Here is a 24,683-nt window from a genome sequence, read left to right on the forward strand (position 1 = left end):
ACTCACGTGACCGCGGTCTTGACCGCGAAGCGCGCATCCTGCCAGGCACCCGTGCGCAAGATGTCTTCCAGCACCTCGACCGCCTGCCAGACATCCTTGTAGCCGACATAGAGCGGCGTGAAACCGAAGCGGATGGTCGAAGGCGCGCGGAAATCGCCGATCACGCCGCGCTCGATCAAGGCCCGCATCACCTGGTAGCCGCTGGGGTGGATGAATGACACCTGACTGCCGCGCTCGTTGCCGTTGCGCGGACTTTCAAGCTCGAGCCCGTAGGCGCCACACCTTGCTTCGACCATCTGGATGAACAGATCGGTCAGCGCGATGCTCTTTTGGCGCACCGCCGCCATGTCGACGTCGTTCCAGAGGTCCAGGGCGCCCTTGAGCGCCCGCATCGACAACACCGGCTGCGTGCCGCACAAGAACCGGCGGATGCCGATGCCGGCGGCATAGCCCTGTTCGAAGGCGAACGGCCGCGCATGCCCCCACCAGCCGCTGAGCGGCTGATAGACATCACCATGATGCCGCTTTGCAGCATAGATGAAGGCTGGCGAACCCGGGCCGCCATTGAGGTACTTGTAGGTGCAGCCGATGGCGAAATCGGCATTGGCGCCGTCGAGTTCGACTGGCAGCGCACCGGCGGTGTGGCAGAGATCCCAGACGATCAGCGCACCGGCCTGATGGGCCCTGCGCGTCAGCGCCGCCATGTCGCGCAACTGGCCGGATTTGTAGTTGACGTGGTTGACCAGGATAACGGCGACGCGCTCGTCGATCAGGTCCTCGATATCAGGCGCATCGACGCCCTCGAGCCGCAGGATCGTACCGGGCCGCGTCGAAGCTACGCCCTCGGCCATATAGAGATCGGTTGGGAAGCTGTCGCCCTCGGCCACGATGACTGACCGATCCGGCCGCATTGCGAGCGCCGCATGTAGCACCTTGTAGATGTTGATCGACGTCGTATCGCAGACCACAGTCTGGCCAGCCGCGGCGCCGATCAGGCGTCCGAGTTGGTCGCCAAGCTCGACCGGCATGTCGAACCAGCCGGCGGTGTTCCAGGCACGGATGAGGTCCTGCGCCCATTCCTGTGTCGCGGCCTTGTTCAGTTCGTCGAAGACGGTGGGTGAAGCCGCACCAAGCGAATTGCCGTCGAGGTAGATCACCCCTTGCGGCAAGACGAAACGATCGCGCATGGCGCGTAGCGGGTCCGCGGCGTCCATCGCCTCGATTGCAGCGAGATCGGGAGTTGCATTCATGGTCGACTATCCCCGCGCATGGGCGTGCTCAGATGAACATATCAGGTGAAACATTTGGCGATCATGGGCAGTCCCTTGGGTGTTGTCAAACATTATATATAATTTACGCAATGGAAGGATTTCATATATAATCACCCGGCCAATTGGTACGGATGGTCGGCAATGCTGGACGACGAGCACTTCTCGAAGACAGAAGCAGCCTACAAGCTGCTGCGCCGCGATATCCTCACCACCCGTCTGAAGCCCGGCGCACCGCTCAAGCTTAGCGCGTTGCGCAACAGCTACGGCATCGGCTGGACACCGCTGCGCGAGGCGCTCTCGCGATTGGAGGCCGAGCGCCTGGTGACCGCCATCAGCAATCGCGGCTTTGCCGTCGCTCCGGTCTCGCGCAACGAGCTGGAAGATCTGTCACGCGCCAGATTGGTGGTTGAACTGCCTCTGCTCCAGGAATCGATCGAGAAAGGCGGCCGTGAATGGGAGGACGCCGTCGTCGCTGCCCACTATCGGCTGTCGCGCAGCAGGACCGCGGTCGACGACCCGTCCGACAACGTGGTCGACGAATGGGATGAAAAGCACGAGGCTTTCCACGCGGCATTGCTCAGCGCGGCAACATCCCCCTGGCTGCTGACCTTCCACTCCACGATCGCGGATCAGTTGCGTCGCCATCACCGCTTTCTTGGCCTGGCGCCAACCTTGCGTGCGGCCGCCGGTCTCCAGCATGGCTACGAAGAGGCCATGGAGGCGCTGCGCCAGGCCGTCGCGATCAAAGATCATACCGCGCTCATGGAGGCGGCGCTGGATCGCAACATCGAGCGCGCGAAAACCCTGATGGTTGCCCACATCGGCTACACGCTGCATGTCTATGTCCACGCCGGCGACGGCAGCTCAAACAAACGGTAATGCGACGACGAACAAGGCAAGGCCGATATGGCCAATTCCTCCGCCAAAGTTGGCATTTTGGCTCCCTTTCGTTCACGGGGAGCCACGACCGGTGAAGTGAACCAAGCCCTCTTGTCGAGCTCCAGCGTTGGCCGAGGCCAAGCCCGACACAGGGTGGGCCACAGGTCATTAACCATAGCAATTTCAATCCAACCAAGCGCTCGGCGTTGGCAGGCAAGCGTCGATCGCGACCCACTGCCGGGGCGCCAAATAATTTCAGCCACCTTAACAAGTTCATTAAACTTTAAACGGTTGCGGAACACAACTGGAACAGATAGTGTTTGTTCTGGGTTTGTTTTTCCGATTCTGGTTTTGGGTAACCTGGGGGCTGCCATGCTGACGCGCAAACAACACGAACTCCTGATGTTCATTCATGAACGGCTCAAGGAAAGCGGCATTCCGCCATCCTTCGACGAGATGAAGGAAGCACTCGACCTTGCCTCCAAATCCGGCATACACCGGCTGATCACGGCGCTGGAGGAGCGCGGCTTCATTCGCCGCCTGCCCAATCGGGCGCGCGCGTTGGAAGTGCTGCGGCTGCCGGATTCGATCGCGCCAGGCCTCAATGCGGCAAAGAAGTTCTCGCCAAGCGTCATCCAGGGCAGCCTCGGTCAAGGCGGCCTTGGCCGGCAACTCAAGCCTGCGTCTTCACGGATGCCTTCGGCCGGCAATGACGACGACGTGGTCTCCGCCGTGTCGATCCCGGTCATGGGACGCATCGCGGCCGGTGTGCCGATCGACGCCATCCAGCACCAGACGCATTCGATCTCGGTGCCGCCGGACATGATCATGGGCGGCGAACACTATGCCCTTGAGGTCAAGGGCGACTCGATGATCGATGCCGGCATCTTCGACGGCGATACCGTCATCATCCGCAACGCCGATACAGCCAGCCCGGGTGAGATCATCGTGGCGCTGGTGGATGAAGAGGAAGCGACGCTGAAGCGGTTCCGCCGCAAGGGTGCCTCGATTGCTCTCGAAGCCGCCAACCCGGCCTATGAAACCCGCATTTTCGGACCGGACAGGGTCAAGGTGCAAGGCAAGCTCGTCGGGCTGATCAGACGCTACTGAGCCGAGCTTGCGACCGGCTTTTCGGGTTTGCGGTAGGGTGGCAGGCCCCTCGCCTCGCGCGAAAACTTGCGCTGCGTGTGCCAGGGCCGGTATGACCCGTCCACCGCGAAGCTGATCGTCGCAGGCGTGGTCGCCGATTGGCGATCGAAGAAGACGGCCGCGCTACCCTTGCGGGCCAGTTGTCGTTTGGTGATGACGAGCACCAGCGGATTGTGACAGGGGTCATAGGCCGTGGCGTCATTGATGACGATCAGGTCGGCGAAGCCGCAGGCCATCCAGGCGTCCTTTCGGTCTTCGACATGCGCGATGATCGCACCAGACGGATGCTTGGCGAGACAAATGCCTGATGTGCAATAGAAAGGCGCGCCCGACGGCAACTCGGCGGCATCGGCTATCTCGAATTGCCCGTCTCCTTTGCTGAACACCTCCGGCATGACGATGGTTTCGGATGTCAGCGCGCGTTTCCAGTTGTCGACCGTGAATTCGTTCGGGCGTGCCCGGCTGACGGCGAGTTCGCCACCCCCGATCGGCAGCGCAACCAGCCTGGCGTCCTCCGAGATCAGCACGTCCGGGGCGCGCGTGTCCGAGACGGTCAACAGGCCGGCAAGCGCGAACGGAAGGGCTGCGAGCCGCAGCCATGTCGTCGCCATCGTCGCGATGACCAAGGCAATCGCCACCAGCAGGACAGACTGCTGCGAAATCAACCCGACCGCGTCCACCGGCGAGCGCTCGGAAATCCATCCGGACATGGCGATCATCACCGTCAGGCCTTTGCCCATCACGTAAAGAAAGGGACCATCGGCGCCAAAGGGCATCGCCAGCGCACTGAGGACGGCGAAAGGCATCACAACCAGCGAGACGATTGGCATAATGGCGAGATTGGCGAACAGGCTGAGCGGCGACACCCGCTGAAAATGCCAGATGGCAAAAAGCGCCGTGGCGCTGCCGGCAATGATGGAGGTCATGGCAAGGCCGCCCATCGCCAACAGGAATTTTCTGGTGAGAAAGCCAGGCAGAGATCGCCGTGGCGGCGGCGGTTTCGTTTTCGCCGCACGATGATCCGACCAGCCGGCATAGGCACCGACCAGCGCCGCGGTCGCCGCGAATGACATCTGGAAACTTGGGCCGACCACTTCATGCGGCGACACCAAAATGACCGCGATCGCCGAGATCGCCAGGTTGCGCATGGTCAGCGCCGCCCGATCGAACAGCACCGCAATTAGCATCACCGCCAGCATGATGAAGCTGCGCTCTGCGGCAACGACGACGCCTGAGATGACGAGATAGGCGGCGATCGAGAAAAGGGCCGCGGCCGCGGCGTATTTCTTGACGGGCCGGCGCGCGGAAAAGTCCGGAAACAGGGCAAAGGCGCTGCGCATCAGCATCATGATGGTGCCTGCGACCAGCGCCATGTGCAGTCCTGAAATGGAGATGACGTGGTAGATGCCGGTGCGCCGCATCGCTTCGTTGATCTCGTCGGGAATGCCGGCGCGCACGCCGACGATCAGCGCCGCGGCGATCTCGCCTTCGGCGCCACCGACACTGCCCCTGATATGGTCGGCGATGGCTTCACGGGCATTTTCTATCTCCGAGGCAAGGCGGGCCGAAGGCGGCATGTCGTCGTCATTGCCGGCGACAAGCTTCGGATTGCCGAGGAAAAACCCGCTGCCGCCGATGCCGGCGAAATAGCTGTCGAAGGAGAAGTCGTAGCTGTCCGGCCGCACCGGGCCGGTGGGCGGTAACAGCTTGGCGTAGCCGGTGACCAGGGAGCCTGCGGTTATCTCTGCCGGGGTCTTTCGTGCCGAAAGCCGAACCCGCTCCGGGGCATAGCGCAATTTCGGCCTGGCTGTCGACGTCACGTCGATGGTCAGCCGGATGCGGCCGGTCTCCATTCGGTCAAGCGAGACGACGCGGCCGGTCACTTGGGTCGAGATTTCCGAACCCAGCATCTGCGTTCCAGCCCGCCATGTCTCGACCTTGCCGGCGAGCAGGCCGAGCGTGCACAGCAGCACAGCCATGAAACACAGATGGGTTTTCGGCCAGGAACGCGAGACGAACGCGCAGAGCCCCGTCAGAACGACGACCGCAACAGGCTTTGCAAAATCTGGTTCCACCGTCAGCGAAAAATAGCCGATCGCTCCGATCGCCAGACAGACCGGCACCAGCAGGAAGGCTACGCCTCGGTCAAGCTCCAGGCTTCCTGCCGTGGCCACGCTGTGGCGCAGCCGAGGCAGTGATATCCGGCCGATTTGCCGGCGCACGCGCACGATCCTGCCGGCTTCGGCAACAGGGACGGGGGCGGAGACATCCGCTTGCAACGGCGGGTTGCCGGGGTCCGGCAAGATGGGTGATGGCGGTGGCAACGTAGTCGGCAGTGGCATCGCAAACAGGGACCGTTCGCTGACGCCAATAGCGGCGTCCTCGCCCTGATCCGAGCCCCAGCCCCGTCCAGCCATCGGGTCTGCCCCTTGCGCCCTCGACACCCTATGCTACATGAACGCGCAATGCGCGAAAGTCCGCGCAACCACACCCCGCTTCAGATGGTTTCCGAGAGTTTCATGTCCGACAAGGTCGTCACCCGTTTTGCCCCCTCGCCCACCGGTTACCTGCACATAGGCGGCGCGCGCACGGCGCTGTTCAACTGGCTGTACGCAAAGCACACGGACGGCAAGATGCTGCTGCGCATCGAGGACACCGATCGCGAGCGCTCCAACGATGCCGCGACCGCAGCCATTCTCGACGGGCTTTCCTGGCTCGGCCTCTCCTGGGATGGCGAGGCCGTCTCGCAGTTCGAGCGCGCGCCGCGTCATCGCGAGGTGGCCGAGGAGCTCGTGCGCATGGGCAAGGCCTACTACAGCTACGAGACGCCGGCCGAGCTGGAGGCGATGCGCGAGGCAGCACGCGCCAAGGGGCTGCCGCCCCGCTATGATGGCCGCTGGCGTGACCGGGACCCCTCCGAGGCGCCCGCAGGCGCCAAGGGCGCCATCCGCATCAAGGCGCCGACCGCGGGCGAGACGGTGGTGCACGACCATGTCCAGGGCGAGGTGCGCTTCCCCAACAAGGATCTCGACGACTTCATCATCCTGCGTTCGGACGGCAACCCGACCTACATGCATGCCGTCGTCGTCGACGACCACGACATGGGCGTCACCCACATCATTCGTGGCGACGACCATTTGACCAACGCGGCCCGCCAGACGGTGATCTACGACGCCATGGGCTGGGACGTGCCGTCTATGTCGCATATCCCGCTGATCCACGGCGCCGATGGCGCCAAACTGTCGAAGCGGCACGGCGCGCTCGGCGTCGAGGCCTATCGCGCCATGGGCTACCTGCCGGAGGCGTTGCTGAACTACCTGGCGCGCCTTGGCTGGAGCCATGGCGACGACGAGATCATGTCGATCAAGGACATGATCTCCTGGTTCGACATCGGCGATGTCAACAAGGGCGCCGCCCGCTTCGACTTCGCCAAACTGGAGGCGCTGAACGGCGTCCATATGCGCCGCATGAGCGATGCCGAGCTGTTCGACATCTTCATCGCCACCCTGCCTTATCTCGAGGGTGGTCCAGCGATGGCCGCGCGCCTCGACGACAGGAACAAGGCGCAACTGCTGGCCGCGCTGCCGGGCCTGAAGGAGCGCGCCAAGACACTGGTCGAGCTTGTCGACGGCGCCGCCTTCCTTTTTGCCACCCGGCCGCTGCCGATCGACGACAAGGCGGCACTTCTGCTCAACGAAGACGCGCGCAAGATCCTGCGCGGCGCTCACGAAGCTTTGAACGCGCTTTCAGGTGACTGGACGGCCACTGCGGCGGAGGCGGCGGTGCGCGACTATGCGCAGGCCGGCGGCCATAAGCTTGGCGCCGTGGCCCAGCCTTTGCGCGCCGCCCTGACTGGCAAAAGCACCTCGCCGGGTGTGTTCGACGTGCTTGCCGTGCTCGGCCGCGAGGAAAGCCTGGCGCGCATAGCGGATCAAATCGATTAGGAGCGAACTGGCCCAAGAAGATTGGCATTGAAAGGCGCGTTTCGCAGTGCAACATTAGGCCCTGGCCCAATCTGGCACGCACCTCCTAGAATGCGGTGGCGAATACGCGCATTGCGGTGATTTCGACGTGTCGCTCTGCGGAATTTTGCCTTTGCCGGCATGAGGAAACAAGAAGGAGTTTGCAATGACCGAAGCTGCGAAAAAACTGGATTTGGGCGGCAACACCCACGAGGCCACGGCAACGCTTGAATTCGCCGGCAAGACGCACGAGTTCAAGGTGCGAAGCGGCTCGGTCGGGCCTGATGTCATCGACATCGCCTCGCTCTACAGCACGACCGGCGCCTTCACCTACGATCCCGGCTTCACTTCGACCGCAAGCTGCGAGTCGGAGATCACCTTCATCGACGGCGACGCCGGCATCCTCTTGCACCGCGGCTATCCGATCGACCAGTTGGCCGAACACGGCGACTTCCTCGAGGTCTGCTATCTCCTGCTCTATGGCGAATTGCCGACCAAGGCGCAGAAGGACGATTTCGATTACCGCGTGACGCGCCACACCATGGTGCACGAGCAGATGTCGCGCTTCTTCACCGGCTTCCGTCGCGACGCGCACCCGATGGCGGTGATGTGCGGCGTCGTTGGCGCGCTGTCGGCCTTCTACCACGACTCCACCGACATCTCCGACCCTTACCAGCGCATGGTTGCCTCCATGCGGCTGATCGCCAAGATGCCGACGATCGCGGCGATGGCCTACAAATACCATATCGGCCAGCCCTTCATTTACCCGAAGAACGAGCTGAACTTCGCCGCCAACTTCCTGCACATGTGCTTCGCCGTGCCGTGCGAGGAGTACAAGATCAATCCGGTGCTGGCGCGCGCCATGGAGCGCATCTTCATCCTGCATGCCGATCACGAGCAGAACGCCTCGACCTCGACCGTGCGTCTTGCCGGCTCATCGGGTGCCAACCCGTTCGCCTGCATCGCCGCCGGCATCGCTTGCCTGTGGGGCCCGGCCCATGGCGGCGCCAATGAAGCGGCGCTCAACATGCTGGGCGAGATCGGCCATGTCGACCACATCCCGGAATTCATCGCTCGCGCCAAGGACAAGAACGACCCGTTCCGGCTGATGGGCTTTGGCCACCGCGTCTACAAGAACTACGATCCGCGCGCCAAGATCATGCAGAAGACGGCGCATGAGGTGCTGGGCGAGCTCGGCATCAAGGACGATCCGCTGCTCGATATCGCCATGGAGCTGGAAAAGATCGCGCTGACCGATCCCTATTTCATTGAGAAGAAACTCTACCCGAATGTCGACTTCTATTCCGGCATCACGCTGAAGGCGCTGGGCTTCCCCACCACGATGTTCACCGTACTGTTCGCGGTCGCCCGCACCGTCGGCTGGATCGCGCAGTGGAAGGAGATGATCGAGGACCCGCGCCAGAAGATCGGTCGTCCGCGCCAGCTCTATACCGGTGCGCCGGAGCGTGACTACGTGCCGATCGCCAAGCGCTGATCGAGGCTTTCCGGATTGAGAAAGGCGCCCGTCAGGGCGCTTTTTTTATGTGACGAAGCACGATGCCGGCCGCGATCTCGCCGGACGGCTTGTCGGTCGCCATGCGCCGGGTAATCTCGGCAAAACCTTGCTTCTGCCAGGCGCGCATCCCGCTGTCGGCGAGCAGCGCTTCCAGTTGCCGGGTCAGACTGTTCGGCTTGACGTACTCATTATAGAATTCCGGGACCAGCGCCCGATCTGCGATCAGGTTGGGCAACAGCGCCGACCAGACGGACAACAGGTAAGGCGCCACGACGCGCGCGACGGGATCGAGCCTGTAGCAGGAGACCATCGGTACACCGGCCAGCGCCAGCTCCAGCGATACCGTCCCCGACGCGATCAGCGCCGCATCGGCCTTGCCGAAGGCCTGCCATTTGCGTTGGGGATCAAGGATGATCTCGGGTTTCTCATCCCACCGTGTGACCGAGGCCCTGACGAGGTCGGCGACATGCGGGACGGTCGGCAGCAGCAGCCGCAGGCGATGCCCGCGCGCATGCAGCATCGACACCGTCTCGCCGAACGGCTCCAGCAGCCGTCGCACCTCCCCGCGCCGCGAACCGGGCAGGACGAGCAGCGTCTTGACGCGGTCGGAAGAAGCAAGGTCTCGCGGCAGCTCCTGCGCCTTCGCGGCGCTGAGCACGCCCGCATCATGTGTGAGGCGATGGCCGACATAGGTTCCGGGCGGGCCGCCCAGCCGTTCGAGCTCCTTCACCTCGAACGGCAGGATGCAGAGTATATGGTCGACATAGGGCTTCATGGCCACCGCCCTGCCCGGCCGCCATGCCCACACGCTTGGGCAGACATAGTGGATGATCGGGATCGACGGATTGGCCGCACGCACCTTCCTGGCGACGCGCAACGAAAAGTCAGGACTGTCGATGGTGACGAGGCAATCGGGCTTGTCGTCCACAACGGTTTTGGCCAGCAGGTTGATCCGCCGCATCAGGCGTGGCAGGTCGCGCAGGATGGCGCTGAAACCCATCAGGGCGATCTCGCCGGCATCGAATGGCGACACCAGTCCCAGCGCCTGCAAATGGCGGCCGCCGAGACCGACGATCTGCACCTCGCGCCCGGTAGCCTGCTTGAGCGAACGTACGATGTCGGCGCCAAGCAGATCGCCCGACTCTTCGCCGGCAACAATCGCAATCTTCAATGCCCTGTCAGGCATGATGCGGCTCCGTAGCAGCAGGCAGACCGATGACGAACAGGCCGAGGGCGTTGGCGCGCGCGACGGTTTCAGGGCCTTCGAGAACCAGCGAACGTCCCGCCTCGACAGCAATGCCGACAAGCCCCGCCGCATGCACCGCCTCGATCGTCTGCGGTCCGATGGAAGGAAGATCCGCGCGCAGTTCCTGGCCAGGCTTCGCGCATTTGACCAGCACGCCGCGGGTTTTGCCCGCGATACGGCCGTGGCCACGCAACAGCTTGGCGCGATCGAGCAGTCCGGCTGTTCCCTCGATGCCTTCGAGCGCAATGGTGCGGCCACCGACCGCGATCGCCGCCTGGCCAATATCCAGCGCCCCTATCGCCTTTGCCGCTGCAAGGCCTGCCTCGATGTCGAGCCAGTCCGATTTGCGTGGCGAGGCCTTGGTCAGGACACCCTCGGCGGCGACGAGGTCTGGCACGATCTCGTGGGCGCCGACGATCTTTATGCCTCGTGCTTCGAGGCCTCGTGCCACGACCTTCAGCAAGCCATCGTCACCGCGCGCCAGCGCCATGACCACCAGCGGGATCACCGCGAGCAGGCTGAGACTGGGGCGCAGCGCAAGCAATCGTGGCCTGCGCTTGATCTCGCCCGCAAGCACCAGATGGGTAATCCGGTGCCGCCTCAACAAGGGTATCAGCGAGCCGATACCTTCCAGAGCTAGGCTTTCATGCTCATACCGGGAAAGGTCGGCCATGCGATCCACCTCGCCTTCCATCAGGATGACAAAGGGAGGATAGCCTCGTTGCGCCGAACCGGCCGCGACTTCGACCGGCAGGCTGCCGCCGCCGGCGATGATTCCGACCCTAGCGCCCGACGGGAGATCGAGACCCGCTGCCGCGGTCTCAGCCTTCGTCATCGACATCGTCGCCATCGCCGCCCTTGAGCGACGGCACCGCATAATGCCGCTTGCCGCGACTGGTGATGAAATCGACGATCTTCATGGCGGTCGGCGACGACGCGAATTCGGCCTTGGCGAATTCGATGTTCTCGCCAACGGTGCGAGAGCGATCGAAGATCATCTTGTAAGCCTTGCGCAGCACATGGATTTCGGACCTCGGCAGGCCGGAACGCTTCAGGCCAATGATGTTGAGGCCGCGCAGACTGGCGCGGTTACCAACTGCGATAGCATAGGGAATGACATCGCCCACGATCGCGGAGCAGCCGCCCAGAAAGGCATTGTCGCCGACACGGACAAACTGATGAACCGCCGTCAGGCCGCCAATATAGACGTTGTTGCCGACCTCGCAGTGCCCGCCCAGCGTCGCTCCGTTGGCGAACGTCGCATTGTCGCCGACGATGCAATCATGGGCGATGTGGGCGTAGGCAAGGAAATTGCCATTGTCGCCGATCGTCGTCTCGCCGCGGCTGGAATCGGTGCCGAGATGCATGGTCACGCCTTCGCGGATCGTGCAGTTCGTGCCGATGACCAAAGTGGTGCGGCCGCCCTTGTGCTTGGTGTTCTGCGGCGGCCCGCCCAGTATCGCCATCGGGTAGACCTTGGTCGAGGCACCGATGGTGGTCGCGCCCATCACCGAGACATGGCTGACCAGTTCGACGCCGTCGCCGATCACCGCATCGGCGCCGACATGACAAAACGGCCCAATGCGCACGCCTTGACCGATTTGGGCGCCCTCCTCCACGACAGCGGAAGCATGAATGGATGTCTTGATTTTCATAAGCATTCGATCGTCAGTCGCTGGTGACCATCATGGCTGAAATCTCGGCCTCGGCCGCCTTGGCGCCGTCGACCATGGCTTCACAAGCGAATTTCAGCAGGTTGCCGCGTTTCTTGATTTTCTTGACATGGATCCTCAACTGGTCGCCGGGAACGACCGGTTTGCGGAATTTGGCATTGTCGATGGTCAGGAAATAGACCAATGACGGCTTTTCAGTGCGCAGGCTGCGGATGCAGATGGCGCCGGCCGTCTGCGCCATCGCCTCTACGATGAGCACTCCCGGCATCACCGGCTGCTCGGGGAAATGGCCCTGAAAATGCGGCTCGTTTATGGTCACGTTCTTGATGCCGACGGCGGACTCGTCGCCATCGATGTCGACGATGCGATCGATCATCAGGAACGGATAGCGGTGCGGCAGGAGCTTCATGAGCCCCATAATGTCGACCGCTTCCAGCGTCGTCGAAGCGATCATATCAGCCATTGCCTCCCTCGCCCTGTTTGCGGGTCCTGGCGAGCTTGCGCAGCATGGCTATCTCCCGCATGGCTTCCGCCATCGGCTGTGCCGGATAACCACCCCAGATCTCGCCTGCAGGGACATTGCTCATAAACCCACTTCTGGCGGCGAGCTTGGCCCCAGACCCGATGGTCAGGTGATCCGCAAGTCCGACGCCGCCGCCCATGGTGACATTGTCACCGACGACCACGGAACCCGAAATACCCGAAAGCCCGGCTATTATGCAATTGCGGCCGATGCGGACGTTATGGGCGATCTGCACGAGATTGTCGATCTTGGTGCCCTGGCCGATGATCGTATCGGACATGGCGCCGCGATCGACGGTGGTGTTGGAGCCGATCTCGACATCGTCCTGGATAACGACACGGCCGACCTGCGGCACGCGTTCGGGTCCCTTAGCGCCGCCGACGAAGCCAAAACCATCCTGGCCGATCCTAGCGCCGCCATGGATGATGACGCGGTTTCCGATCAAGGCATACTGGATACTGGCGCCTGGACCGACGTAGCCGTCGCGGCCGATCTGGCAGGATTGTCCGATGACCGCGTTGGGCGCGATGACGGTGCCGCCGCCGATCGAAGCACCCGGCCCGATGACGGCACCTGCCTCGATGACAGCACCTGCCTCGACATGCGCGGTCGGATCGATATGAGCATGCGGCGAGACACCAGTTTCACTGGTCATTGGTCCCGGTGTCGCGGCCGTCGGGAAGAGCAGACGGCCGACCAGCGCGAAGGCCTGTTGCGGACGCGGATGAACGAGAACCGCAATGCCGGCCGGCGCCTTGCTCGCGAATTCCGCCGGACACAGGACCGCAGCCGCTCGCAGCGACAGCATCAGCGCGGAATTGCGTTTGCCGTCGACGAAAACAAGCGCGTTCTCGCCGCCCTCATTTGCCGGCGCGAGCGCTTCGATCGAGATATGGGATTGGCCGGAATCGACAAGCACCGAGCCGGTCAGATTCGCGACTTCGCCCGCCGTATACCGGCGTGATGGCGCGAAGAACACCGGATCGGTCATTCCAGAAGCTATATCCAGCTAGGTCGGAACATTTCTCCCGGACCTGAAAAATCCGGGAGCATCGTTGGCCGCCGATCAGAAGCGGGTCGATATGCCGAAGTTAAATTCCTGCACGTTGTCGGTAGCTTCCTTCTTGACCGGAATCGCATAGTCGATACGGATCGGACCGAACGGCGACGCCCACATCAAGCCGAGGCCGACCGAGGCGCGCAGCTTCAGGTCAGTCGAGGTCTGGGTGACAGCCGCATTCTCGATCTTGGTGCCATAGAGCGTTGCTGCGTCCGCGAACACGGCGCCGCGCAGCCCGAAGCTCTCCGGAATGACCGGCAGCGGGAACTGGGCTTCGGCCGAGGCGTTGAAATACGTCGTGCCACCGAGATGGTCACCCGTAGCACTGTCCACCGGGCCAATGCCGCCATATTCGAAACCACGGATCATGCGGTCGGTGCTCTGGAACTGATCGAAGATACGCAAACCGCCGTCGCCGCCGTAACCCTCGACATGACCTGCGCCAGCCGAAAGGAGGCCAACCAGATCGAACTGCTCTGAAAGCGTCTGATAGATGCTGCCGCGCCCAGTCAGCTTCACGTACTTGGCATCGCCGCCGAGGCCGGCAAATTCGGCCGTCGTGGTCGCATAGATGCCTTCGTGCGGGTTCTTCATGTCATCGATGGTGTTGTAGACCAGCCCCAGGCTGACCGACGACTTGATCCAGGGGCTTTCGTTGATACCTTGAACGATCGCCTGCGAAACATCGCAGTCGCCCAGCACGCCGTCTCCATTGTCATCGCAACCAGAGTCGTACTCGTACTTTTCCCGGGCGATGTTGTACGCCAACTGCGTCGAGATGCTGTTGGTGATCGGCAGGCCGAAGCGCACCGTCGCACCCGTGGTCTCGCTATCGTAGTGATCGTAATTCCGGGTCTGTTGGAAGATATCGAAGCCGGCGGCGATGCGCCGTCCGAGGAAATAGGGTTCGGTGAAGGACAGGCTGTAGTCGCGCGAATTCTTGCCGCCGCCTGCCGACAGCTTGATGAACTGGCCGCGTCCGAGGAAGTTGCGCTCGGTGATCGATCCTTCGACGGACGGACCCGCCGTGTCGCCACCGGTCGAGTAGCCGGCGCCGACCGAGAATTCGCCGGTCGATTTTTCGACAACGTCAACCACCAGCACGACTTGGTCGGGCTGCGAACCTGGAACGGTCGAGATATCGACTTTTTCAAAGTAATTAAGGTTTTCCAGGCGCTTCTTCGCGCGCTGGATGAGAACTTGATTGAAGGCGTCACCTTCGCTGACATCGAACTCGCGCCGAATGACATAATCACGCGTGCGGTCGTTGCCGCGGATCTCGATGCGTTCGATATAGGCTTTGGTGCCCTGGTCGATGGTGTAGACCACCGAAATGGTGTGGTTCTCGAAATTGCGGTCGCCGCGCGGCGTCACCTGCGCAAAGGCATAGCCGGAACCGGCCACCTTCTCGGTCAGAGCGATGATGGTGTCTTCGACGTCCTTGGCGTTGTAGACGTCGCCCTTGCGTGTCTCGACCACCGATTCCAGCGACTTCGAATCGACTTCCGGGATCGTGCTTTCGACGCTGACATCACCGAACGTGTAGCGGTCGCCCTCCTGGACGGTGATGGTGACCGTGTACTTGTTCGTCGCGCTGTCGAGTTCGCCGACAGCGGACACGACCTGGAAATCGGCATAGCCGTGATTGTAGTAGAAGCGGCGCAGCAGCTCCTGGTCGGCGCGCAACTTGTCGTCGTCATAGACGTCGTCGCGCAGGATGAAGGAAACCCAGGACGAACGCTTGGTATTGATCACATCCGACAGGCGGCGGCTGGAATAGGCGCTGTTGCCGACAAAATTGATCGCCGCGATCTGAGTGCGATCGCCTTCACTGATGTTGAAGACGACGTTCACGCGATTGTCGCCAAGCTGCATGACCTGCGTCGTCACGGTCACGTCGTCGCGACCGATGCGCCTGTAGGCAGCCTTGACCGCCTCGACGTCGGAATCGAGCGTCGCCTGCGAAAACGTTCCGCGCGGCTTCAGCTGCACCGCCATCGCCAGCGCATTATCCTTGAGCTTCTTGTTGTTCTGGAACAGCACCTGGTTCACGACTTGGTATTCGGAGACCTTGACCACCAGCGTCGAGCCGACCTGGTTGATCTGCACATCCGAGAACAGGCCGGTGCCGAACAGCGCCTTGACCGCACTGTCGATATCGGAGCTGGAGAAGGCTTTGCCCGGCTTGATAGTGATGTAATTGCGGATGGTTTCAGCGTCGATACGCTGGTTGCCGCTCACTTCGACTCTGCTGACGACAGCGGCTTCGGCCGCCGATGTGGCAACGAACTGCACTGCGAGCGCGCCTGGCACGACAAGAGCCGCAGACAGGGTCACCGCGGACGCGGCGCTTAGAAACTTGGATGCTGCCTTCATCGGGCTTAATAACCTTTTCTCGTAGTCCCCACGGCGAGAAAACCGGACGTGCGGTAATTTCTCTTACCGTATTAACCGGATTTCCCCTACACGCAAGGCTTCTGGTTAATTTGAATTTACTTAACCTCGCGGCGTGGCTTTCGCGTCACTCATATCCCCAGGCATGGTAAACGGCGTCTCAACATCGCCCATGCCAAAGCCAAATTTCTTCATGATTTCAGCATCCAAACAGATCGTTCCAGAAAACGAAACCCATGAAGCACAGCACCAGAAGCAACCCGGCCCGATAGGCCATTTCCATCATCCGATCCGACACCGGACGGCGAATGACGGCCTCCACCCCGTAGAACAAGAGATGGCCGCCGTCGAGGGGGGGAATCGGCAAAAGGTTCAGAAACCCGATGCCGACAGACAGCAGTGCAATCAGTTGCACGAGCCATTCGAACCCCAGTTTCGCTGCCTTGCCGGCCATGTCGGCGATCTTCACCGGGCCGCCCAGCTGACACTTATCCTCGCGCCCGACAACGAAACGCTGCAGGAACTGACCGGTGCGCTGAATGACATGCCCAGTCTCCTCGACCGCCGCTGCAACTGCCCCGACGGGCGTGTAGGTGACGAGGCGAGGCTGGCCGAGTTCCTTGTTGTTGACGACGCCGATCACGGCGACCTTGACCTTGTTACCGAGCGCGTCTTCCTGTTCCATCAGCCGCGGCGCCGCGGTCACCGTGACCTCCTTGCCGTCGCGCAGCATGACGAAGGTGATGGCGTCGCCGGCACGGCCGGAAACCAGGCGCTGGACGTCACCAAAGGTTTCGACCTTGCTGCCGTCGACACTGACGAATCGGTCACCGGGCAGGATGCCGGCTTTCGCAGCCGGGCTGTCAGCCGTCACCTCTGCGACCATCGGCTCCGCGACATAACGGCCATAGGCGGAAAACAACACGGTAAAGACGACGATCGTCAGCAGGAAATTGAACAGCGGCCCGGCGACTACCGTCGCCGCGCGCTTCCAGATCGGCTGCGTGTGAAAAGCGACCTTGCGCTCCTCCTCGGTCAGCGTCTCGATCTCTTCCGAAGTCGGCTGACTCGATGTCGCGTTCATATCGCCGACGAATTTGACATACCCGCCAAGCGGTATCGCGCACAGTTTCCAGCGCGTGCCGTGGCTGTCGTTGAAGCCGAAAAGTTCCGGGCCGAAGCCGATCGAGAAGGCCTTGACCCCGATGCCACACCAGCGCCCGATGAGGTAGTGGCCCATTTCATGGACGAACACGACCACGGTCAGCACAAAGAGGAACGGCACGAGCGTGCCAAGGACGAAGCCTTGTGTGCTGAAAAGCGCGTGAAGAATCTCGTTCAAGATAAACCCTCAAATTCTTCCGCGGCGCGGATAGCGCCGTGACTGTGGCATCAATCCAGGCGAATCCAAGGCGCGGCGCGCATCGGACCCTGAAATGACCCCACTCAAACCGGAAACAGCCCTTGCGCCGGATGATCGGCGGTCGCCGAAATCCAGCCGATGACGTATAGGGCGAAAGCCGCCGCGACAAGCCCGTCGACACGGTCCATGACGCCGCCGTGGCCGGGGATGAGCGCACCCGAATCCTTGCAACCGTGGCGGCGCTTGATCCAAGATTCAAACAGGTCGCCAGCCTGGGCGACAATAGACAGCACGAGCGCCACCAGGCCGAGCAACGCCAGATTGCCGACGCCGGCAACCGCGGCCAGGATGAGCCCGGCCACAACACCGCCGACAGCGCCGCCGAGCGCGCCGCTGCGTGTCTTGCCGGGAGAGATCGACGGCGCCAGTTTTGGGCCGCCGACCGTGCGGCCAACGAAATAGGCAAAGATATCGGTGGCCCAGACGACCGCGAACAGGAACAGGATGGCGACGAGGCCTGAACGGTCACCATCGCGCAACAGCGCAAGCGACAGGCCGGAAACGCTGGCATAGGCAAGACCGGCCGCGTCCCATTGCCCGGTCTTGCGAACCGAGACGGCAATCGCCGCTGCGGCAACCACGACCACGACAAGCGCCAGCAGCCACGATGCAGCAAGGCCGGCAATCAGGGCGCCAATCAAAACAACCAGCAGCGCTTCAGGCAGGAAACCCAGGCCCGTGGCCTCCGCTGGGCGCGACATGCGTGTCCATTCATAGAAGATCACCGCCGCCATCACCGCACACAACAACCGGAACGGCAGCCCCCCAAACCAGGTCAAGCTAAGGGTGATGATGGCAAGCACGACTGCCGAAATGACGCGAAGCTGGAGATTGCTCATCCTGCGGCCGGTCGCGAGGCAACGTCCTGCGCGCCAAGTCCGCCGAAACGGCGTTCGCGGCTGGCAAATTCGCGCAAGGCCTCGGCAAGATGCTCGCGGCTGAAGTCGGGCCAGTAGCAAGGCAGGAAGACGAGCTCGCTATAGGCAGCCTGCCACAGAAGGAAGTTCGACAGCCGCAGTTCACCACTGGTGCGGATCACCAGTTCCGGGTCTGGAATGCCTTGCGTGTCGAGAGCGCCGGCAAAGCTTTCGGCTGATATCGCCTCGCTGTCGAGTTCGCCACGGGCCACGGCCGCGGCAAGCTTGCGCGCCGTGCGCACGATCTCGTCGCGTCCGCCATAGTTGAAGGCGATCACCAGCGTCAGCGCTTCATTTGCGGCGGTCAGCGATTCGGCCTCGTCGAGCAGCCCCCTGATGTCGGATTGCAGCCCTGCCCTGTCGCCGATGATTCTGACCCGCACACCGCTCTGGTGCAAATCGGCGAGATCACGGCGGATGAACAGTTTCAGCAGGCCCATCAGGTCGCTGACCTCGGACTTCGGCCGCGACCAGTTCTCCGACGAGAAGGCATAGACAGTCAGGAACGAGATGCCGAGCCCAGGTGCGGCGCGCACCGTCTTGCGCAGCGCCTCGACGCCGGCACGATGGCCAGCAAGACGAGGCAGCCCGCGCGCCTTGGCCCAGCGTCCGTTTCCGTCCATGATGATCGCGACATGCGCGGGCGTTGCCATGTTCTCGCTTTCGGGTCAGCCGATGGCCAAAACCCTAAACCTGCATGATTTCAGCTTCCTTATCGGAAAGCAGGTGGTCGATGGTGCTGATCGTTTCGTCGGTAAGTTTCTGGACCTGGTCGGAACGCTTGCGCTGGTCGTCCTCGCTGATGTCGCCGTCCTTTTCCGCCTTCTTCAGGAAGTCCATGCCATCGCGGCGCACGTGGCGGGCGGCGACGCGGGCGTTTTCGGCGTAGCCATGAGAGATCTTGACCAGTTCCCTGCGGCGCTGTTCGTTGAGCTCGGGCAGCGGAATCCTGAGATTGGTGCCGTCGACGATCGGGTTGAAGCCCAGATTGGATTCGCGAATGGCGCGGTCGACTGCGCCGACCATCGACTTGTCCCAGACCGACACCGAAATCATGCGCGGCTCCGGCACCGAGACGTTGGCGACCTGGTTGATCGGCATGGTCGTGCCATAGGCATGCACCTGGATCGCGTCGAGCAGATTGCTGGAGGCGCGACCCGTCCGCAGCGAAGCCAGGTCATGTTTGAACGCGGCGATAGCCCCGTCCATGCGCCGCTTGAGATCGTCGTACTCACCACTCATCTTAATCTCCTCGACCCGTCTAGCGCGGGTTCACTGCTTCGGGGCAAGGCCCTGTGTTCGAGCCTGATTTTCGAAAACCGGCATCCCCTTTTCGGGACCAGGCCCCCGGATCAATCGTCCGCGACGACCGTGCAGCGGCCGCCGCCCCTTAGAATATCGCCAAACCCACCTTTTTCGTGGATCGAATAGACGATTATCGGAATGTTGTTTTCGCGCGCAAGTGCAATCGCAGCCGTATCCATGATGGAGAGGCCGCGTTTTATGACTTCGTCATGGCTGATGCGCTCGAAACGCGTCGCATCCGGGTCCTTCTTCGGGTCGGCCGAGTAGACACCGTCGACCTGAGTGCCCTTGAACAGCGCGTCGGCACCGATTTCAGCCGCGCGAAGTGCAGCCGCCGAATCAGTGGTGAAGAACGGATTGCCGGTGCCGCCGGCAAAGATCACCACCTTGCCCTGATTCATGTAGGCGGTTGCCTGGCGCTGTGAAAAACTCTCGCAGAGTTCGGGCATGGCGATCGCGGAGAGCACCACGGCGTCGACACCGATCTTGTTCAATGACGTGCGCAGCGCCAGCGAATTGATGACCGTGGCAAGCATGCCCATGTGGTCGCCGGTGACGCGGTCACCGCCCTTGGAGGCAACGGCCACGCCGCGAAAGATGTTGCCGCCGCCGATGACCACGCCAACCTCGATACCCAGCGCGCGGGCTTCGGCGATGTCGGCGGCGATGCGGTCCACCACCGAAACGTCGATGCCGAAATGCTGTTCGCCCATCAACGCTTCGCCCGACGCTTTCAACAAGACACGTCGGTAGAGAGGCTTCACCGTCATCTGGTCCTCGTCAATTTGCATGTGACGCGTTTTGGGTGGCCACCCTCGCGCAGGCGCCGCCCCAAAACATGGCGCGATGCCGTGTTCCGATACACGAAGGGCGCCGCGATGTCACGCGGGGGAATGGCGTGACTGGCCGACTGACCGCGTCGAGCCGTGCCAGAAGTTCCCGCGGAATCTCGAAATCGAGCGCGGCGAGATTGTCCTTGAGCTGATCCAGCTTGGTCGCACCGATGATCACCGAGGCGACACCGGCCCTTGTCGCCGCCCAGTTCAAGGCGATTTGGGCCATTCCGCGGCCAAGTTCGCCGGCAACCTTTTCCAGTTCGGAAACGATTGCCCAGTTGCGGTCGGTGAATTTCTGGAAGCCCGGATTGCTCGAACCGCGCATGATCTCCAGCCTGCCGCCAGCCTTGCTGGCTGTATCCGAACGATATTTGCCACTCAGCAGGCCGCTTGCCAGGGGGCTCCAGACCATGATGCCGGCGCCGTAGCGCGTGCCGAACGGCACGAATTCATGCTCGATGTTGCGCTCGGCCAGCGAATATTCGAGCTGCAGTGCCGAAACCGGTTCATAGCCGCGTTGCTCGGCGACGGATTGCGCCCTGCTTGCGTACCAGGCGGGGACGTCGGAGAGGCCGACGTGGCGGATCTTTCCGGCGCGCACCAGATCGTCAAGCGTCCGCATCACCTCTTCCGGCGACGTCAGCCTGTCCCAGGCATGCAGGATATAGAGATCGATATAGTCGGTACCGAGCCGCTTCAGCGAGCTTTCGACGGCGCGGATGATGTTCTTGCGGCCATTACCGCCGGCATTCGGATTGCCCTGCTCCAGATTCATGCTGAATTTGGTGCTGATCACCGCCTTGTCGCGCAGACCGCGCTCGGCGATGAATTCGCCTAGCCAAGTTTCGGAGGTGCCGCCGGTATAGGCGTCGGCGGTGTCGAAGAAATTCCCACCTGCCTCGACATAGGCATCGACCAGGGCGCGAGCCGTCTCCTTGTCGGCACCCCAGCCCCATTCGGTGCCGAAGGTCATGGTCCCAAGTGCCAGCCGGGTGACTCGCAGTCCGCTGTTGCCAAGGGTGTAGTAGGACATGGTCATGATGTCGTTCCGATCCTGTTCAATGCCGATCCTGTCCGGGGGTCGTCTTGACCCACGGATTGCCGCGTTCATGCGTCATGCGGAATGTGAAGCCGTCCACTATCCAGCCGGCGCCCGAACGAGTTGGTGTTCGTAGGTGCCCCAGACTTCCCAGAGCGGATCGCCATTGCCCTCCATCCGATTCCAGGCATAGCCGTTGGAGGAGACGGTCGCGGCGTTGGCGTCGATGGCGACCTGGTGGTTGGTGCGCAGATGCAGGCTGGTCTTGCTGCCCCTGAGGTTCGCTGCCCAGGTTCCGATCAGGTCGTCCGAGGCGATGGTGGCCGACGGCTGTCCGCTCAGGCTGCTGAAGTCGACGGTGACGCGGTCGGCGAAGTAGCTGCGGGCCAGCCGCCAATCCTGGGCATCGACGGCGCGATCGATGGCATCGGCGATGCGGATAACGGCGCGCTCATCGGCGAGCGCCATTTCGCGGGATGGTTCGGCGCCGCCGGCATCGACAGGCGCCAGCGCAGTACCCGCCGCGAAGGTAGCGTACTTCAATGCATTCATATCTCTTCTCCTTTGCGCATCGGCCCGCCGCCGATCTGTTGGCGACAATGTGAGCCAGCGCGCCGGCGTCGATAAGATTGCATTATCTGCAAAGACTATGCGATATCATGCATGAATGGATCGCGACCTGCTCAGCCATCTTCCTGTCATCGTCGCCGTGGCGCGGCGCGGCGGCTTTGCCTCGGCCGCCGCGGAGCTCGGCATGAGCCCCTCGGCGGTCAGCCACGCGGTACGCCTTGTCGAAGAGCGGATCGGCCAGCCGCTGTTTGCCCGCACCACGCGCAGCGTTGCTTTGACCGAAGCTGGCGAGGCGCTTGTCGCGGCGGCGGAACCGGCATTGGAAGACATCGCCGACAGGATCGAGCGCATTCGCTCGGTGAAAGGCAGGGCGAGCGGGCTGCTCAAGATCAACGTGCCGCGCCTGGCGCTGCCGCTCGCCCTGATGCCCATCCTGTCGGCAATGGCCGAGCGCTATCCCGAGGTGACTGTGGAAGTGTTCACCGATGAGCGCCTGAGCGATATTGTCGGCGAAGGCTTCGACGCAGGCATAAGGCTGGGCGAGATGATTGCCGAGGATATGGTGACGGTGCGGCTGACCGAGCCGTTCCGAACGGTCATCGTCGCCTCACCCGCCTATGTCGGCCGCCACGGAAAACCGCGAACGCTGGCTGCCCTCTCCAACCACAACTGCATCGGCTATCGGCTGTTGCGATCGCGCGCGCTCTACCGCTGGGATCTCTCCGACCAGGGCAAGGATATCAGCGTCGAAACGCGTGGCAGCGTCGTCGTCACCGATCCGCTGTCGGCACGCGACATGGCGCTGGCCGGCATCGGGCTGGCCTATCTGTTCGAGCCACTGGTCCGAGCCGACATCCAGGCCGGCCGGTTGGTCGAAATCCTGCCCGAAGCCGCGATCGATGAGCCGGGACTGTTTCTTTATTTTCCGCGTCGGGCGTCGATGGCGCCGAAGCTCAGGACCTTCATCGACACCGCACAAGAAATCGGCCGGGCATCCCTGCGGACACCCGGCCGATAAATCTCGTCGGAAGGATAGCTGCCGCGGCAGCTTACTTCTTGACCGCCGCAGCGACTTCCGCCGCGAAATCGGTCTCTTCCTTCTCGATGCCTTCGCCCAGCGCAAAGCGCAGATAAGCGGTGATCTTGGCCGGCGCGCCGATGTCCTTCTCGGCATCCTTCAGCGCTTTCTCGACAGTGATGTCGGGATTGAGCACGAAGGCCTGCTTCAGAAGCACGACTTCCTCGTAGAACTTGCGCAGACGGCCCTCGACCATCTTCTCGATGATCGCTTCCGGCTTGCCCGACTGGCGCGCCTGGTCGGAGAAGATCGCCTTCTCGCGCTCGATTGCCGCCGGATCGAGTTCTTCGGTGGTCAGCGCCATCGGGCTGGTGGCGGCAACATGCATGGCGACCTGACGCGCAAAGGCATTGGCGGCATGCTCGTTGCCCGTGGTCTCGATGGCGACCAGCACGCCGAGCTTGCCAAGACCATCGGCAACCGCGTTGTGGACGTAGGTGGCGACTGCGCCGTGCGGAACGGTCAGCTTGGCCGAACGGCGGAAGCCCAGGTTCTCGCCGATGGTGCCGACGGCGTCCTTGATGGCGTCGGTGACAGACTTGTCCGAACCCGGATACTTGGCCGCGGCAACCGCCTCGGTCTTGCCGCCATAAGCGAGCGCGACCTTGGCCACATTGGCAACGATCTCTTGGAACGCGGCGTTGCGAGCAACGAAGTCGGTTTCGGAATTGACTTCGACGACAGCCGCTTCGCGTGGGCCGGAATCGACGCCGATCAGGCCCTCGGCAGCGGTGCGGCCGGCCTTCTTGTCAGCCTTGGAGATGCCCTTCTTGCGCAGCCAGTCAACGGCTTCTTCCATGTTGCCGTTGGTCTCGTTCAACGCCGCCTTGCAATCCATCATGCCCGCGCCGGTCAAGTCGCGGAGTTCTTTGACCTGTGCAGCCGAAATGCTCATTATCGCCTCTTTGTTTTAAATGCACCGACGCACCATCGAACCTCGATGATGCGTCTGTTTAGCGTGCCAAAATATGAGAAAGATGAAGGCCGCAACCGGCCTTCGATTGTCAAGCTTCGGGGGCTTCCGATGCCGGAGCCGGGTCGAGAGCCGGTTCGACCGGAGCTTCGACCGAAGCACCGATGTCGACGCCGAGCGCGCCCTGCTGGCGGGCGATGCCGTCGATCGCAGCCTTGGCGATCAGGTCGCAATAGAGCTGGATGGCGCGGGCCGCGTCATCATTGCCGGGGATCGGGAAGTCGATCTTGTCCGGGTCGCAGTTCGAGTCGATGATGGCGACGACCGGGATGCCGAGGCGTTTGGCCTCGAGGATAGCGATCGCTTCCTTGTTGGTGTCGATGACGAACATCAGGTCGGGTGTCGAGCCCATGTCCTTGATGCCGCCCAGCGCCTTGTCGAGCTTCTCGCGCTCGCGGTCGAGGTTGAGGCGCTCCTTCTTGGTCAGGCCCTGAGCCTCGCCGGCCAGCATCTCGTCGAGCTTGCGCAGGCGCTGGATCGAGTTCGAGATCGTCTTCCAGTTGGTCAGCATGCCGCCGAGCCAACGCGAATTGACGTAGTACTGGGCCGAACGCTGTGCCGCATCGGCGACAATGTCGGACGCCTGGCGCTTGGTGCCGACGAACAGCACGCGGCCGCCCTTGGCGACGGTGTCGGAAACCTGCTTCAGCGCCTGGTGCAGCAAAGGCACCGTTTGGCTGAGGTCGATGATGTGGATGTTGTTACGGGCGCCGTAGATGTAAGGCGCCATTTTCGGGTTCCAGCGGTGGGTCTGGTGGCCGAAGTGAATGCCAGCTTCCAAAAGCTGGCGCATGCTGAAATCAGGCAGAGCCATTCTTAGTTCCTTTCCGGTTAGCCTCCACGGACACAGGCATTTTTGGACTTTGTCC

Annotated in this window: 22 protein-coding genes; 5 read left to right on the plus strand and 17 right to left on the minus strand. The window is 62.4% G+C overall.

From position 1 onward, the window contains the following. Nucleotides 1–2: 2 nt before the first annotated feature. Entirely contained in the window at nt 3–1,250 is a 1,248-nt protein-coding gene (kynU, locus tag AC1DZU_RS23220) for a kynureninase (RefSeq protein WP_477288701.1), read from the minus strand. Between the two features lie 162 nt (nt 1,251–1,412). Here kynU and AC1DZU_RS23225 point away from each other — a divergent pair, with 162 nt between their 5' ends. Both AC1DZU_RS23225 and lexA read left to right on the plus strand, forming a co-directional pair. After that, nucleotides 1,413–2,150, plus strand: coding sequence for a GntR family transcriptional regulator (locus AC1DZU_RS23225; RefSeq protein WP_477288703.1), 738 nt, complete (start codon nt 1,413–1,415; stop codon nt 2,148–2,150). A 372-nt stretch (nt 2,151–2,522) separates the two neighbouring features. Next, on the plus strand, nt 2,523–3,260 hold the full coding sequence (lexA, locus tag AC1DZU_RS23230) for a transcriptional repressor LexA (protein ID WP_477288705.1): 738 nt from the start codon (nt 2,523–2,525) through the stop codon (nt 3,258–3,260). On the opposite strand, the gene AC1DZU_RS23235 is transcribed toward lexA, so the two are convergent. Then, nucleotides 3,254–5,716 carry a ComEC/Rec2 family competence protein gene (locus tag AC1DZU_RS23235; protein WP_477288707.1) on the minus strand — a complete coding sequence of 821 codons (2,463 nt, stop codon included), beginning with the start codon at nt 5,714–5,716 and terminating at the stop codon, nt 3,254–3,256. The genes lexA and AC1DZU_RS23235 overlap by 7 nt on opposite strands. A gap of 102 nt (nt 5,717–5,818) precedes the next feature. On the opposite strand from AC1DZU_RS23235, the gene gltX reads away from it, so the two are divergent. After that, entirely contained in the window at nt 5,819–7,243 is a 1,425-nt protein-coding gene (gene gltX, locus AC1DZU_RS23240) for a glutamate--tRNA ligase (protein WP_477288709.1), read from the plus strand. A gap of 184 nt (nt 7,244–7,427) precedes the next feature. Continuing rightward, nucleotides 7,428–8,756 carry a citrate synthase gene (gltA, locus tag AC1DZU_RS23245; RefSeq protein WP_095081430.1) on the plus strand — a complete coding sequence of 443 codons (1,329 nt, stop codon included), beginning with the start codon at nt 7,428–7,430 and terminating at the stop codon, nt 8,754–8,756. Nucleotides 8,757–8,787: 31 nt separating this feature from the next. Here gltA and lpxB read toward each other — a convergent pair whose 3' ends face one another. The 13 genes from lpxB to AC1DZU_RS23310 all read right to left on the minus strand — a co-directional run bounded on the left by lpxB (nt 8,788) and on the right by AC1DZU_RS23310 (nt 21,745). Then, nucleotides 8,788–9,963: a lipid-A-disaccharide synthase gene (gene lpxB, locus AC1DZU_RS23250; protein ID WP_477288711.1), complete on the minus strand. Its 1,176-nt coding sequence runs from the start codon at nt 9,961–9,963 to the stop codon at nt 8,788–8,790. Next, the gene (locus tag AC1DZU_RS23255; RefSeq protein ID WP_477288713.1) at nt 9,956–10,858 is read right to left on the minus strand and encodes an LpxI family protein; all 903 of its coding nucleotides are present in this window, start codon (nt 10,856–10,858) and stop codon (nt 9,956–9,958) included. Before AC1DZU_RS23255 ends, lpxB begins: the two co-directional genes overlap by 8 nt. Continuing rightward, entirely contained in the window at nt 10,845–11,678 is an 834-nt protein-coding gene (gene lpxA / locus AC1DZU_RS23260; RefSeq protein WP_477288715.1) for an acyl-ACP--UDP-N-acetylglucosamine O-acyltransferase, read from the minus strand. Before lpxA ends, AC1DZU_RS23255 begins: the two co-directional genes overlap by 14 nt. 13 nt (nt 11,679–11,691) lie before the next feature. Continuing rightward, nucleotides 11,692–12,159: a 3-hydroxyacyl-ACP dehydratase FabZ gene (fabZ, locus tag AC1DZU_RS23265; protein ID WP_095081436.1), complete on the minus strand. Its 468-nt coding sequence runs from the start codon at nt 12,157–12,159 to the stop codon at nt 11,692–11,694. Beyond that, nucleotides 12,152–13,210, minus strand: coding sequence for a UDP-3-O-(3-hydroxymyristoyl)glucosamine N-acyltransferase (lpxD, locus tag AC1DZU_RS23270; protein WP_477288718.1), 1,059 nt, complete (start codon nt 13,208–13,210; stop codon nt 12,152–12,154). Before lpxD ends, fabZ begins: the two co-directional genes overlap by 8 nt. 75 nt (nt 13,211–13,285) lie before the next feature. Continuing rightward, nucleotides 13,286–15,655, minus strand: a complete 2,370-nt coding sequence (gene bamA, locus AC1DZU_RS23275; RefSeq protein ID WP_477288720.1) for an outer membrane protein assembly factor BamA — start codon at nt 15,653–15,655, stop codon at nt 13,286–13,288. 217 nt (nt 15,656–15,872) lie between these two features. After that, a complete protein-coding gene (rseP, locus tag AC1DZU_RS23280; protein ID WP_184874160.1) occupies nt 15,873–17,015 on the minus strand; it encodes an RIP metalloprotease RseP in 1,143 nt (380 codons plus the stop codon). A gap of 104 nt (nt 17,016–17,119) precedes the next feature. Next, nucleotides 17,120–17,935, minus strand: a complete 816-nt coding sequence (locus tag AC1DZU_RS23285; protein WP_477288722.1) for a phosphatidate cytidylyltransferase — start codon at nt 17,933–17,935, stop codon at nt 17,120–17,122. After that, nucleotides 17,932–18,666: an isoprenyl transferase gene (locus tag AC1DZU_RS23290; protein ID WP_477288724.1), complete on the minus strand. Its 735-nt coding sequence runs from the start codon at nt 18,664–18,666 to the stop codon at nt 17,932–17,934. Before AC1DZU_RS23290 ends, AC1DZU_RS23285 begins: the two co-directional genes overlap by 4 nt. A gap of 34 nt (nt 18,667–18,700) precedes the next feature. Beyond that, the gene (frr, locus tag AC1DZU_RS23295) at nt 18,701–19,255 is read right to left on the minus strand and encodes a ribosome recycling factor (protein ID WP_477288726.1); all 555 of its coding nucleotides are present in this window, start codon (nt 19,253–19,255) and stop codon (nt 18,701–18,703) included. Between the two features lie 110 nt (nt 19,256–19,365). Further along, nucleotides 19,366–20,088: a UMP kinase gene (gene pyrH, locus AC1DZU_RS23300; protein ID WP_352540565.1), complete on the minus strand. Its 723-nt coding sequence runs from the start codon at nt 20,086–20,088 to the stop codon at nt 19,366–19,368. 10 nt (nt 20,089–20,098) lie between these two features. Then, a complete protein-coding gene (locus tag AC1DZU_RS23305) occupies nt 20,099–21,193 on the minus strand; it encodes an aldo/keto reductase (RefSeq protein WP_477288728.1) in 1,095 nt (364 codons plus the stop codon). 99 nt (nt 21,194–21,292) lie between these two features. Further along, nucleotides 21,293–21,745 (minus strand): nuclear transport factor 2 family protein, encoded by a 453-nt coding sequence (locus tag AC1DZU_RS23310; RefSeq protein ID WP_477288730.1) that lies wholly within the window; start codon nt 21,743–21,745, stop codon nt 21,293–21,295. Between the two features lie 115 nt (nt 21,746–21,860). Between AC1DZU_RS23310 and AC1DZU_RS23315 the strand changes: the two genes are divergently transcribed. Further along, on the plus strand, nt 21,861–22,781 hold the full coding sequence (locus tag AC1DZU_RS23315) for a LysR family transcriptional regulator (protein WP_477288732.1): 921 nt from the start codon (nt 21,861–21,863) through the stop codon (nt 22,779–22,781). Between the two features lie 31 nt (nt 22,782–22,812). Here the strand turns inward: AC1DZU_RS23315 and tsf are convergent, their stop codons facing one another. Then, nucleotides 22,813–23,736 carry a translation elongation factor Ts gene (tsf, locus tag AC1DZU_RS23320; protein ID WP_477288734.1) on the minus strand — a complete coding sequence of 308 codons (924 nt, stop codon included), beginning with the start codon at nt 23,734–23,736 and terminating at the stop codon, nt 22,813–22,815. A gap of 109 nt (nt 23,737–23,845) precedes the next feature. Further along, complete coding sequence (rpsB, locus tag AC1DZU_RS23325; RefSeq protein WP_023777441.1) at nt 23,846–24,628, minus strand: 30S ribosomal protein S2; 783 nt, start codon at nt 24,626–24,628, stop codon at nt 23,846–23,848. Between the last annotated feature and the right edge of the window lie 55 nt (nt 24,629–24,683).

The sequence above is a fragment of the Mesorhizobium sp. P2_A12 genome (assembly GCF_056405075.1).